At 43.9% G+C, this 13976-nt stretch carries 10 protein-coding genes and 2 riboswitches; of the genes, 5 read left to right on the top strand and 5 right to left on the bottom strand.

The features are described from left to right. Positions 1 to 255: 255 nt before the first annotated feature. A complete protein-coding gene (locus CSV63_RS15620) occupies positions 256 to 3312 on the bottom strand; it encodes a YhgE/Pip domain-containing protein (protein WP_099696639.1) in 3057 nt (1018 codons plus the stop codon). Positions 3313 to 3351: 39 nt separating this feature from the next. Continuing rightward, entirely contained in the window at positions 3352 to 3921 is a 570-nt protein-coding gene (locus CSV63_RS15615) for a TetR/AcrR family transcriptional regulator (RefSeq protein ID WP_099696638.1), read from the bottom strand. A 159-nt stretch (positions 3922 to 4080) separates the two neighbouring features. Continuing rightward, positions 4081 to 4178: riboswitch (TPP riboswitch) on the top strand. Between the two features lie 84 nt (positions 4179 to 4262). Here CSV63_RS15615 and CSV63_RS15610 point away from each other — a divergent pair. From CSV63_RS15610 to CSV63_RS15600, 3 genes are read left to right on the top strand one after another with little or no spacing between them, the layout of a single operon-like run. Further along, positions 4263 to 5033: an ABC transporter ATP-binding protein gene (locus CSV63_RS15610; RefSeq protein WP_099696637.1), complete on the top strand. Its 771-nt coding sequence runs from the start codon at positions 4263 to 4265 to the stop codon at positions 5031 to 5033. Continuing rightward, positions 5030 to 5782, top strand: a complete 753-nt coding sequence (locus CSV63_RS15605) for an ABC transporter permease (RefSeq protein WP_099696636.1) — start codon at positions 5030 to 5032, stop codon at positions 5780 to 5782. The genes CSV63_RS15610 and CSV63_RS15605 overlap by 4 nt, the downstream gene beginning before the upstream one ends. Beyond that, complete coding sequence (locus CSV63_RS15600) at positions 5779 to 6819, top strand: ABC transporter substrate-binding protein (protein ID WP_099696635.1); 1041 nt, start codon at positions 5779 to 5781, stop codon at positions 6817 to 6819. Before CSV63_RS15605 ends, CSV63_RS15600 begins: the two co-directional genes overlap by 4 nt. A gap of 67 nt (positions 6820 to 6886) precedes the next feature. On the opposite strand, the gene CSV63_RS15595 is transcribed toward CSV63_RS15600, so the two are convergent. After that, complete coding sequence (locus CSV63_RS15595; protein ID WP_099696634.1) at positions 6887 to 8401, bottom strand: S8 family peptidase; 1515 nt, start codon at positions 8399 to 8401, stop codon at positions 6887 to 6889. 286 nt (positions 8402 to 8687) lie between these two features. Here CSV63_RS15595 and CSV63_RS15590 point away from each other — a divergent pair, with 286 nt between their 5' ends. Next, positions 8688 to 9761 carry a YARHG domain-containing protein gene (locus CSV63_RS15590; RefSeq protein WP_099696633.1) on the top strand — a complete coding sequence of 358 codons (1074 nt, stop codon included), beginning with the start codon at positions 8688 to 8690 and terminating at the stop codon, positions 9759 to 9761. Between the two features lie 341 nt (positions 9762 to 10102). On the opposite strand, the gene CSV63_RS15585 is transcribed toward CSV63_RS15590, so the two are convergent. Together CSV63_RS15585 and grpE are read right to left on the bottom strand one after the other, a co-directional pair. Next, a complete protein-coding gene (locus CSV63_RS15585; protein WP_099696632.1) occupies positions 10103 to 11320 on the bottom strand; it encodes a tetratricopeptide repeat protein in 1218 nt (405 codons plus the stop codon). An 84-nt stretch (positions 11321 to 11404) separates the two neighbouring features. After that, entirely contained in the window at positions 11405 to 11995 is a 591-nt protein-coding gene (grpE, locus tag CSV63_RS15580) for a nucleotide exchange factor GrpE (RefSeq protein WP_158233186.1), read from the bottom strand. Positions 11996 to 12282: 287 nt separating this feature from the next. Continuing rightward, positions 12283 to 12460: riboswitch (Lysine riboswitch) on the top strand. 115 nt (positions 12461 to 12575) lie between these two features. Here grpE and dapA point away from each other — a divergent pair. After that, complete coding sequence (gene dapA / locus CSV63_RS15575) at positions 12576 to 13469, top strand: 4-hydroxy-tetrahydrodipicolinate synthase (RefSeq protein ID WP_099696631.1); 894 nt, start codon at positions 12576 to 12578, stop codon at positions 13467 to 13469. Positions 13470 to 13976 lie beyond the last annotated feature (507 nt).

Genomic DNA, 13976 nt, shown 5'->3' with positions numbered 1-13976 from the left:
GGTTCATTGCGGCAATAGCGCGGTGTTGGACGACTTTGGCGCGGTTCAGAGCGACAATTGCGCGATGTGGCATGACTTTAGCGCGGTTCTGAGCGGAAATAGCGCGGTGTGGCATCACTTTAGCGCGGTCTAAGCTCCAAATAGCGCGTCCCAACCCCAATCCACCTCCCAAAACCACAAAAAAAGACCGCAGCTAGAAGCCGTCACAACTAACACGACCCCCAGCGCAGTCTTTCTATCTACCCATTCATTCCATCACATCACAATATTACTTTCCTTCGCCTTCTCTATAAACTTATCACTCGATTTATTGAAAAACTTCTTCAATCCAAGCCCTACACCTAGTGCTAATGCGAAGTAGATGAGCAGATAGAGAATTTGTTTCAACGCGACTTCCCAGATGATTCCACCAATAGATTCACGCAATAAGGTGATCGCATGCGTGAATGGCATAAATGCAGAGATCTGTTGGAAGAATTCTGGTGCCATTTGGATCGGGAATGTCCCTCCTGATGCGCCGAGTTGCATAACCATCAAAATGATCGCGATGACTTTTCCAGTGTTACCGAATACGGACACGAGTGTGTAGACGATGGTAACGAATACGACGCTGATCAGTACACCGAATAATACAAATGGTAGCTTGTTGACGACGTAGACATTCATGATGAATAACTCACCGAGCGTGACGATTAATGATTGAATTGTGCCAATCCCAGCGAATATAATCAATCGTCCAAGATAGGTTTGATAGTTTTTAAATCGTGTCTTCTCTCGGATGTCGACTTTCAACGTGGATACCATCAACAACGCACCGACCCACAATGAAAGTGTCGTGTAGAACGGGCTCATGGCTGAACCGTAGTTTGGAATCGGATATAACGCATGTTCATTCAAGACGACGGGTTCAGCTAGAAATTTACTGACGCCTGTCGGATCCGTCGAAAGAACATCCAATAATCTATCCAACTCTCCGTCTTCTTCTAACTTGCGGATTTTCTCTGCCATCTTTTCAATTGCGTCTCGTGCTTCAGGGAATTGTTGTTGTACTTTCGCCAAATCTTTTTTGCCAAGTGCCACGCCTTCTTCTGCTTTTTCAAGCGCAGAACGCAGACGTGGAATCCGTCCATTTACTTCATCCAGTACGTCGGACACATCATACAAGGCATTCGTTGCATCACGGATCGCGGATTTATACTTTCTCGTCAAATCACTATTGACGAAATCGATAGCCTCCCCAACTGAACGATCCAATTCTCCCGATACACGATCGACTTCGGCCAAATGCTTTTTGCCGTTCGCTTTCGATTCATTGATTCGTCCCACCAAACCGTCCACGGATGAATGGGCTGATGTCAGGCTGTCTTGAACCGTTTTGATTCGTTCGATTTCATTGGACAGTTTATCCGAATTAATGAAATTCTCAAGATCCGTTAATCCATTTTGGATAGAGCCAATTGCCGAAAGTCCATTATCGATTCGGCCGACCATCGTTTGAAGTACGCCGATCGTCACCTTCGGATCTTCCGCTGTTTCTAGCAATCCTGCAAGCTTCTCATCAATTTCTGTCTTCGAGGCTTGAAGTTCATTGAAACGATCGCGAAGTCCTTCATCGAAAGTTTGTAGTTGTGCCATCGCATCTTGGATTGCTTTTTGGCTATTCGCGTCGAATTGATTGCGTGCATCACCAATTCTTTGCTGACTTGCCTGTAGCTGTCCATTTAGTTGATTCAACAACTCGAGGCTCGGTTTCTCTCCTCTATTGATAGCGGCTTGCACTTTATCAATGGCTTGTTTGGTCGACGATAATTGACCTCGCAACGCATCGAATCTCTGTTGCAGACCGTCAAGTCTGTCACTGCCTGTCACTTTACTTGCAGCTTCTAAAACAGAAATGACTGTATCCATTTTACCAATCTGACTTTCTATCGCAGTAGACATAGTGCCGAGTTGCTCTTGGTATTTACTGAAGTCAATGGATTCACGCTTACTGATTAAGCTTTGAACGACTTTCTGCGCATTGCCGTTTACTTCTGTTGCGCGATCCAATACGCTCGTAATATTTACGGAAAGCTCATTCAACTGCTTCATGAGCTTTTGAGTTTGCGGTGATAATACATTTTCGTAATTATCTTTGATTTTTTCCATATCTTCAGCGAGCTTGTCAGACAGCGCTTGTGTTTGCGTAATTAAATCAGTCGCCGGATTAGTGACATTCTGCAAAGTGGAAATAATCGTTTCCAAATTCTTTTTCAGACGGTTTAAATCTGTGACGCTACCATTCAACGTACTCTGCAAATCTTTAATATTTGTAGAGTCTTTGAGATTCTGATCTTGTTTTTTCAAATAATCGTAAATATCATCTAAACGCGCATTCGTATCTTCCAACTTGCCTTGCTTATCACGTAGCGAATCGACAAGACGATCGACATCTTCCCCTTTGCCTGACAGCTCACTCGTCAAATTAGGTACTTTGCGGAATGCCGTCTGTGCACTTTCCAGGTTAGACGTAATGACGCGCAACGTGTGATCTACAGCCTTTTCATTCTCTTGCAACTTATTGATCAAGCGTGCGTTCAACTTTTTCGCATTAGCATGCACGGCATTGACATCGTCCAGCACGATATCTACGCGGTCGATAGATGAATCGGCAAAATCTAAGCCTTTATCTACCATCTGTAATTTTGAATAAATTTCAGGAATGTCATACTCCAATTGATAAATTAAATCCCGTATTCTTTCGATATTCACTCGATTTCCTTCGAGTTCTACTCCAAGATTATTGAATACCTTGAGCACTGCTTCATTCGTTTGTTCGACGAATGTCTTATCGATATTTTCTACAATAGCAGACGCACCTTTGCCCGCTACTTTCGGGGAAATCGCATTGATTTTTTCATTAATATAGTAATCCAATGATGGCTTTTTAATATCATCGGTAACGATACTACTTAAATTCTCTGAGAAATCTTCCGGAATGATGATCGCAGCATAGTAATCGCCGTGTTTCACGCCTTTTAGCGCTTCTTCTTTCGTTACGAATTGCCAACCTAGATCATCGTTCTTGGTCAGCGAGACGATGACTTCATCCCCGACATTGAATTCCTTATCCTCGATTTTCGCACCTATGTCTTCACTGACGACCGCGACTTCTACGCCTTTCGTATTGGAATAGGGATCCCACGAGGCGAGGATGTTCATCCAAGCATAAAGGGAAGGGAGAAACGCAATGGCCGCAATGACAATGAGTGCAGCTTTATTCTTGAAGATGTTCCGAAGATCCCGTCTGACTATGAACCATATTTTATTCATCTAACATAAACCCTCACTCTATATTCCGTCATTTGCACGTCACACTAACAAACTGGAGAAAATTGTATTGTTCAACACGTCCGTGATTTGCTTCTCCGTCAGCTGGTCGTCATGCGTTTTGGACCAATCGTTAACTAGTGCCAAATAAGATTTAAATAAAAGATATGCAATCAACTTGCTGTCACATGGCTTCAATTCACCTTTTGCGATACCGCGATCAATCTTTCCCGCAATGAAATTCACTATTTCCTTCTCAATAGTAGTTAACACATCACCTACAGCCGGGGTACGTAACTCTTTCTCTTCTTCTATCAATTTAATGAATAACTGATGCGTCTCGCGAAATTTCAGCAACTGCATAATACGCGCATGGGCATTCTCTTGAAAAGACGCACCTTCTATTGCTGTGCGTTCAGAGATGTCTTTCATTTCTTCAACCATTTTCCACACGATCGAATGAAATAATTCCTCTTTATTTGAGAAAAACGTATAGATCGTTCCTTTTCCTACATTCGCAATCTTCGCTACCTGATCCATCGTAGTCGCCTTATAGCCAAACATCGAAAATGATTTTTCAGCCGCCAATATGATTTCTTCTCTGCGATCCATGATGACACTCCTTTAAAAATGACCAGAATACCATTTTGGTCTATTAGTCATTATATTACATAGATGACCAATTAAATGCAAGAGGTTTGCGGATGGTTACTAGAAAAATTACTAAATTGAAGTTGACTACTTTACTAGACTATGTAACGATAAGAGTTGGATAAACACTAGGGGTGCTTTTGCTGAGAAAGGCGTTCGCCTTAACCCTTGAACCTGCACTAGATAATGCTAGCGGAGGGAAGTGGACATATGACGGATTTAGGCCGTACTATGCACCCGCTTCGCACAGAGAAGTGGTTTTTTTGTGTGAATTTTTTGAAGAAATGAGAAGTGGTATGAATATGGTGAATACAGTTTTAGAGTTTACAAATGTCTCTTTTCATTATCAAGCAACGAAAGCTTCGAAACCAATTGTTATTTTCGATCAAGTAGACTGGCACGTTCAAGAAGGCGAATTCATTAGCATTATTGGACCAAGCGGGTATGGTAAAAGCACGTTATTCCGACTCATCACCGGCCTTGAGAACCCTGACAGTGGGGAGATTTCATTGAACGGAGAAGTGGCGACGAAGCGGTTAGGCAAGGTCGGCTATATGCCGCAGCAAGACTTACTCATGCCATGGCGAACGATTCTAGAAAATGTTCAATTACCAGTAGAGCTTCAAGGGCGTAAACTTTCTTCCGATGAAATCATCCAACTACTCGCTGACTTCGGACTGGCGGGAGAAGAAAACGCCTACCCTGGAAACTTATCAGGCGGGATGCGACAACGTGTTTCTTTCTTACGAACGATCCTGACCGGCTCGAATATCTTATTATTGGACGAGCCATTCAGCGCACTCGATGCAATCACGCGGCTGACGATGCAAGAGTGGTTGATCGATCAATGGCAAAAGCTCGATAAAACCATTGTCTTCATCACACATGATATCGACGAAGCGTTATTTCTATCCGATCGCATCTTTGTACTTGCTGAAAAACCGGTGCAGACGATTCGCGAAGTCGTCGTACCTCTCAGCCGGCCACGCACTACGCGGGACTTGGCACGACCGGAACTGATGGAACTGAAAGAGCAACTCATCAGCGAGCTTCGTTCGGAGAAACGGCTATGAAGAAGATAACTTCGTATAGTTGGTCGATATTTTTCGTCGCAATCGTACTTGGCGTATGGGAAATCGCAGCACGTCTGTATGACAAAAGCTTCCTCTTCCCGTCCCCTTCAGCAATTCTGATCAGATTATGGGAGCTGAAAACGGAGCTGTTTATCCACCACTTACCTCCGACTGCTTTAACTATCTTGATCGGCTTATCGATTTCGATCATCATCGGATCCACATTGGCGATTGCGATGTATAGTAAGAAGCCAATTGAGCAAGCGTTTTACCCTATTCTGATTGCGTCGCAAACGATTCCTGTCATCGCGCTCGCACCGATTTTTGTCTTATGGTTCGGCTACAGCATTTGGAGTAAAGTCGCGGTCACTGTCCTCATTACATTTTTTCCGATCACCGTCAGCGTGTTCGACGGCTTACGTTCGTCGGATAAAAACTTACGTGAATTAATGCGGACAATGGGCGCATCTTCAAAAGATATCTTCTATAAACTGGACCTACCTTCCGCTTTGCCGTCTTTCTTTTCCGGACTCAAAGTGGCGGTCACACTGAGCGTAATCGGTGCGGCTATTGGAGAATGGCTAGGCGCGCAGGCAGGACTCGGGTATTTCAGCAGAAGAATGATGACACAATTTGACAGTGCCGCTGTCTTCGCGCCGATCGTCTTGCTTTCTGCAGTAGGCATTATCTTCTTTTTACTCGTCGTCGTATTAGAAAAACACTTTTTACACTGGAGGAATCATCAATGAAAAAACGTCTGTTCCTTAGCATCACGCTTCTTCTATTATTGCTAGCTGGATGTACGAATGATGCGCCCACTACAGAACAAAAAGAGACACCTAGCAATGAAATGAAAAAAGTTAGTATCATGCTCGACTGGTATCCGAATGCCGTACATAGTTATCTATATGTTGCGCAGGAAAAAGGCTATTTCAATGAAGAAAACGTGGAGGTAGACATTCAATTTCCTGCCAATCCGACCGATCCAATGAACTTAACTGCAGCTGGAAAAGTGACACTTGGACTGTATTACCAACCCGATGTCATTTTAGCGCAAGCAAATGAAAATATTCCGGTTAAAGCAATTGCCTCCATCGTACGTGAGCCGCTTAATTACACCGTCATGCTGGATGAAAGCTCGATTCAATCACCTAAAGATCTTGAAGGAAAAACAATCGGCTATCCTGGGATTCCATTGAATGAATCACTGATTAAAACAATGGTGACGAATGATGGTGGCGATTACGACAAAATAAATATGATCGACGTCGGATTTGAACTGGAATCGTCACTCGTTTCAAAACGCGTCGATGCCGTGACAGGAACATTTATTAACCACGAAGTGCCTGTCATGGACTCCAAAGGATTCAAAACGCGCTACTTTAATCCAGTAGACTATGGCGTGCCGAATTATAGTGAAATCGTGTTATTGACGAGTAATGATACATGGGATAAAGAACAAGACGCAATCCAGGCTTTCTGGCGAGCAGCACAAAAGGGCTATGAATTTATGGTAGAACAGCCCGAAGAAGCCCTCGATCTCTTGCTGAACAACCAAGATCAAGCAAACTTCCCGTTAGACAAAGCAATCGAAACGGAAAGCTTACAAATTCTATTGCCTAAGATGGATACAAACGGTGAAGCATTTGGCGCTCTGGATGAAACATCGTGGGAAGATGTGCGGGACTGGCTCCATGAAATGGAAATGATTAAGACGAAACCTGAAGTGGACGATATGATCTTAGATGTTAGTACGGATGAAATGTTTTCTAAAGTAACGAAGTAAAGTACTCAAAAGGCTATTGCGAGAGTCTCCATGACTGATCGCAATAGCCTTTTTCGATTGTATGGGATTAGTCAGCATATACAGTAAACTTCACAGCAAAGGACTTCTTCATCGCAATCCCATTTTTATTCTGTAGCCCTCGATCCACCCGTAAATAATGAACACCTGGCTGCCATTCTGTAGTTGGTGTAATGAATAATTGCTTACTATTCATAGTATCCACTCTCGCTGTAAAACTTTCGATACGTTCTGCACTATTTGGCGTACGGGTAATAAAAATATGTGAAGCTTGCTCTTTTCCAATTGGTAATTCGCTTGTAAATTTGATGGTGAATACTTTATTCGGTAGTACCTCCAATTCTGGAAAATCACCGGTAAATTCATTAGGTGGAGCAGGTGTAGTGACAGCAGGCAGCGCGTTGCTAAGTCGTTCTATATTGACTAAACCTGCACCGAAATACATATCTTTACCCGGTGTCCCTAAGTCCGTCGCTGTCATTTCAAGTAGGCGACTAATTTCCGCAGGCGTTGCTTCAGGTTTCAAAGACCTCACTAAAGCCGCGGCACCTGCTACCATAGGTCCTGAAAAAGAGGTTCCACTGACTGATAGATAACTATTCTTGATTGAAGTCGTATAGATGGCTGCGCCCGGAGCAACTAAGCTCACGTGAGAGTTATAGTTTGAAAAGGAAGCGCGTTGATTATCTCTTTCCGTTGCCCCAACTGAAATGACAGATGGATAAGAAGCGGGAAACATAGTGGCATTCCCCTTCGTTGCATCGTTTCCTGCTGACGCAACGACCGTGATACCCGATTCCACTGCACGCTGAATCGCTCTCTCCTCAAATTGGGAGTATTGGCTACCGCCGTAACTCATATTGATCACATCGACTTGCTTTAAGATGGCGTAATCAATCGCCTTGATGCTATCAGACACTTTACTAAGACCGTCCAGGTGCGAGATTTTCAACGGCAATACGTTGGTGTCAAATCCTCCCGCAATTCCCACTCCCCCTAAATTATTCCCAGCCCTAGAGGCAATGACTCCCGCGACAGCCGTTCCATGACCGTTGACGTCCTGAACATTTGAATTATCTGCGTAGAAATTATAACCGCCTGGCTGAATTCGCTCCTGTAAGTCTTCATGATACAGATCAATGCCAGAATCAATGACGGCTACGACAGTCTTTTTCTTTTGCTCTTTCACCCGAGACCACATCAACTGCGGCTTCATTTGTGGAATCCACCACTGCTTCACAAGAATAGGATCGTTGAATTGGACATGCGAATAACGCGCATGATTCGTTTCAACATGCAAGACGTTTGGATCTTCAAGAAGTTGTTCTTTCATTAATAGCATCTCAGCTGAATCTGTGAAACTCCATAACTCTACATCGTCTGTGATCGATTCACGACTTTCTACACCTGGTAAGTTTCCGTCTACCGAAAATGACTGACGAGTTTCTTCATACTCTACCAATAACTCATGTGAAACGGCTTCTGCACTGACGATCCCTTGAAATCCAAGTACCGCCAGCAAACCAATACATACCGTCAAAAATATACGATGCTGTCCTTTCATTCGCGCCTCTTTTCTTCCCTGTCACACTTTAGCAATATGGGAATCTTTTAAACCATTATAACTTACCATTTACCATCTTCATACATCCTATACGTTATATAGGACTATTTTATATGACGAATCTTGAATAATCCACTTTCCTGCATATTCAGTGCTCCACTTCCTTTACGCCACAACCCTCCTTACATCTAGAATAATCCCGTCAGTCATAGTATAATCTTGACTACATTGGTATCTATACTTGCATTCAAAAGATAGAACCGTAGCATGAAGTAGGAGAATTCACATGAAAAAATGTCCGATATGTAATGAATTGAATAGAAACCAGCAAGAGTACTGTACAAACTGCAAAACGTTTCTCGTATCACGTAATTTGAATAAAAAACGGTCGTTACTGAAAACCCCATTGTATCCGATTGTATTACTAGTTATTGTGCTAGCCGCGATTTCGAGCTATTACGCTATGGAAACGAAATACGGTCGAAAGGCAACAACAGAGCACTTCATTTCAGCGCTGATCGAGCAAGATCAAGACGCATTGCATGAATTGATTGTGCCGAAAGATAGTCGTATTTCAATTAACGCAGAAAGTATCGGAGCATTACTTACGTTGGTTGAGAAAAATCCTTCTATCGTTCAAGTAATAGAAACCAATTTAAAAGAAAAGACCGACGAAGGCATGTTCTCAATGCATGTAACAGGAAAGCGTTTCGGCCTCTTCCCCCACTATACGATTAATCCGGCGGGCTATATTCTCAAAGTGAAATCTATCGGGGAGGAAACCGTACTATCGATCCACGATACAGAGATAGGCTATATTAAAAAAAGTAATGAACAAGCGGAATTTGGCCCGTATATGGCAGGAATTTATCCTATCAAAATGACCACAACTTTACAGGACGAAAGCGTACGTGAAGAAATTCAAGCGAACGTATTCGGCGCAAAGCAATCGGTTCATCTCGCTTTTGATTCCATCAAAGAATTGGCCATCGCAACCAACGTGGAAACCGACAATGATTTGCCAGTTGTACAAAACGACGTCGTGAAGGAAGAACCTGTCGAAACCGTTATTGTCAAAGAAGTAATTAAAGAAGTTCCAGCTAACGAGTCCAACGACCAGTTCATCATCTCGTATAGCGGTGACGTGTTCCTCGATACATCCGATCTAAAAGGACTGTCAAAAGAGGAATTGCGTCTAGCCCGCAATGAAATCTATGCACGGCACGGCTATGTATTCAAATCTAAAGAACTGCAAAACTACTTTGGCTCACAGTCTTGGTACGAACCGAACCCGTCTTTTGACGGAAAGATGACCAAGTGGGAGAAACATAATATTGAATTGATTCAATCACTGGAATAACAGAAGGAGCAATCCGCGAAGTCAGTTGACTTCGTGGATTGCTCCTGTTTTTTTGTGGTTTAGGTGGGTTGGCGCGGTTTGGCGTGGAAATTGCGCAGTTCGGATGCACAATGGCGCGGTATGGACGCGCAATTGCGCGGTCCGCCCTAACTTTCGCGCGGTCTGAACACACAATGGCGCGGTGTAGACGCACAATAGCGCGGTCTGCTCCGACTTTTGCGCGGTGTGAACACACAATGGCGCGGTCCGCCCTGACTTTGGCGCGGTGTATACGCACAATTGCGCGGTGCGTACACACAATAGCGCGGTATTCACACTCAATCCCCCAACCCAAAGCCAACTCAGCTAGCGGCCTCGTCGTCCTCTCCACTCTCACCATCCACTACCAACTTCTTCATAGCCCTCGCTTCATACGTCACCCAATCTTCATTCGACTTATGAATCAATTCATCCAGAATCGACACGGCTTGAGTCTCCTTACCTAGCTGCCACAAAGCGCGGCTTTCTTGAAGACGGATGCCTTCTCGATAAGGTGATTCCAGATAATTCACGTCTTGTTCTTTATGGAAAGCTTTCGCGATTTCCACTACATCTTCATATTTCTGCTCGCGCAAATAACTTGAAGCTAGGAAGTACGAGGCATCATCTGTGAAGTAATCACTTTCTTCCGTACGCACAGCATATTCAAAGTACGCAACAGCTGCTGGGAAGTCTTCTTTTAAAAATTGCCTGTAGCCTTCATTATAATATGTTTTCGCCGCTTCATTTGAAACGAATTCAAGCGTGGCTTCCTCTTTAGGTTTTGTGACTACCTTTTCAACCGGCTTGTCTTTCTTCGGCACAGTCTCCGTCATAACGGGCTTTTTCACCGGTGCTGGAGTTGGCGACTCCGTAGCGGTTTCAGGCTGTGCTAGGAGATTGGCTAGTAGCCAGACGACGGATACCAAGAGGACGGTCGCAACACTAGCAAGGAATACTACCGCCTCTTTTTTCAGCTTGCGCTTTCGCTTAGGCTTTGGAACCGGGCGTGGGATATCTGGACGCGGAGGCTCTGCCGCCACGACACGTTTAATTGTCGAATCATCGAGCGCATACAAAGGTAACCCCGCCGTATAGCGAGATAATATGCCGCTTTCATAACGTGCCAACAAGATCGTTTTCATACGATATAATTCAATCGGGATGGGCAATTTTCCTTCTAGTTGCATCGCGTGATCTATGATATGTAATGCTTTTTCGCCAAATCCTAGCTGAATTTCCGATACTGCATCGTTATATTTAGCGATGATCTGCGTGTACGTATCCCAATTGTCGGTAATCGTTTGTTGTAACTTGACGGCATGTAGCTCATCGCTATCTAGTTCCTTCAAGTAGGCCAATGCCACATGCAAATTTCCGACCTTGCTCTCAAGCAATGCTTTATGCCACAGAATCTGCTTGCGGCTCACATTTAGCTTTTCCAGTTCACGTATCGTATCAAGCGCTAATGTATAACGTTTCTGTCGTATTTCTTGTTGCATTTGTTGAACTAACATGGGAACGTTAGTGAATGAACTCATTGAATCACCTCCACCTACTAAACGGGCTTGCGTAGTGACTCACCCATTGATCAATTGTTATGCTCGTCATACACGTTCCCCCTTTTACGAAACCGTTTTCACTAGTGCATCTTGAATGACTTGACCTTCGATTGAAAAGGCTCTGCGGAATACAGCCGCCACTTTAAAACGCTCAATCCCTTGCGCTTCTTCTTCGGGGATTGTGCCAACCGCTTCCATATAGCTTTCATCGAAATACTCATCGTACACCGGCAGCTCTGTTATGCCGATTTCTTCCAGTAATAAATGCGCTTGATCCAACACTGCATCCAACTGTGCGATCAAATCGACCGATTCGGGATCAACCGTTTGACGTACATCTTCAAATAAACTAAAGATCTGCACTGCACGTTTAGCCATTTGAACACGGTCTTCCTGTGCTTCATCTTGCAAACGCGTGATTGCCTCGTCTACGGGCAAAACGGCTTGATTGCTCTCAAACAATTCTTCTAGAGAGCGGAAACTCGTCGAGGTAAATTGCTGAAATTGCTTTAAATCTTCTTGCGTGACAGGCTTCTCGATAGGATCTACTTCGAAATCATCAATCGTAATTTTCTCCAACTGTAATAATTCTTTGTCTAGTATACGCTGTAACTCTTCCGGCCTGTTATTCGCGGACTCATGTATAGTACTCATCGAATTCCCCTTTTCAGAAAACATATGTAATGCATAAATCAAGCAAGAAAAGCCCAGTTTACTCTTAGGCTATTATACTGATAAGATAGCACTTTTTGGTGGCTAACACAATACTGGGCGATGAATTGTCGAAGGAATGAGGCGACTTCCGTACACTTGTAGACGCATTGTTGCACGAAGTGTCATTGATAGACAAAACAATCATCTAAAAAACTAAAGGTTGCTATTTCTTCAGATACCAAGTACAGTAGGGGTAATTAAACTTTCACTTATTTCGATAATTCGGAAATAAGGATAGAGGCGCAAAAACCATTAGTACGCAATTAGAGGATCATGAGGTCCTGTGAAGATTGTGGAAAGGGGAATTTGCCGAAGCGGCGAGACTCTCATGACCTCCAAGCTGATTCTGGACTGAACAAGTGCAGGATTGTCATATGGGAAACTGTATGGTGGGCTATCTCGTGCAAAGAAATAATTCATTATTTCAACGCAACAGCGAGCCCTCGTTGTTGCTTTTTGCGTTCAATTATATCGCCCCCACCTCTATGTTTTTTAATAAAATGATAGGATGTGGAGAATAATGAATTTCGGATCAATTATGACAGCGATGGTAACTCCGTTTGATGAAAGAGGAGACATCGATTACCCAGCAACAAAAACCTTAATCAATCACTTACTAGCCAATGGAACAGACGCACTAGTTGTCGCAGGTACGACAGGAGAATCCCCTACTCTTACCGCACAAGAGAAAGTGGATCTATTCAAATTCACCGTGCAAACAGTTGCAGGACGTGCCCCGGTTATTGCAGGTACAGGAACGAACAGCACAAGAGAATCCATTGATTTGACGATCCAAGCAGAAGAAGCTGGCGTCGACGGAATCATGCTCGTCGTCCCGTACTATAATAAGCCTTGTCAAGAAGGGTTGTACCAACACTTCAAGACGGTTGCCCAAACGACTACACTACCGATCATGCTGTACAACATTCCGGGACGTAGCGCTGTAAACATGTTGCCGGAAACGATTATCCGACTGGCTAACAATATATCGAATATTACTTCTGTCAAAGAAGCGAGTGGTGACCTAGAAGCCGTAGCTGCGATTATTGAACATACTGGAGATGACTTCTTTGTCTACACAGGTGATGACGCGTCTACACTGCCTGTACTAGCTATCGGTGGAACAGGCATCGTGTCCGTTTCTGCTCACATTATAGGAAATGAAATGGCGGAAATGGTGCGCCACTTCAAAACGGGCAATACAAAGCAAGCCGCGACCATCTACCGTGGTCTATTGCCAATCATGCACGCAATGTTTGCTGCACCGAACCCTTCTCCAACTAAAGCTGCGTTGAACTTGTTGGGCGTACCGGTTGGTGGCGTTCGCTTGCCGATGATGGCGTTGCCTAACGAACAAGTAGAATCGTTGAAAGAACTTCTAGCGCATCGAAACCAAACTGCAATCGGTCTTTGATTAACATAGAGAAAATACTTTTAGCTGCTGCGAGACGACTATGTCATTTGGTCGACTTGCGGCAGCTTTTTTGTGGGTACCAGGCTTTTTGGTACCAGGTCCCCACACAATTCTCACACAATTTGGCGGGGACGGTACCAGGTCCCCACACAATTCAAGTCCCAAAATATATAGAAATTGAAATCCTCTACTGAAATAGCGGTAAGGATTTAATTCTTCAAACGTAAAATAGGACTCATATGCACTTTCTGTTTTCTAACTACCATTCTCCAACCCGGTCCCCTTATCCTTATCTCGATACATCAAAACTCCTGGACTGCCTACGAAACTCCACTACTAGAAGTTTCGTTTCAAGAAAACCACTACCCTGTTGGACAGAAGTCTATTTGAATTTTGTGTAAGTTTTTCCGAATTGTTCTTGAATTGTGTAGGGACCTGGTACCTTCCAGTGAATTGTGTGGGGACCTGGTACCTTCCCGAATTGAATTGTGCGGGGACCTGGTACCT

Source organism: Sporosarcina sp. P34, from assembly GCF_002743375.1.
Taxonomy (GTDB): Bacteria; Bacillota; Bacilli; order Bacillales_A; family Planococcaceae; genus Sporosarcina.
This window is presented reverse-complemented; position numbering and strand designations above follow the sequence as displayed.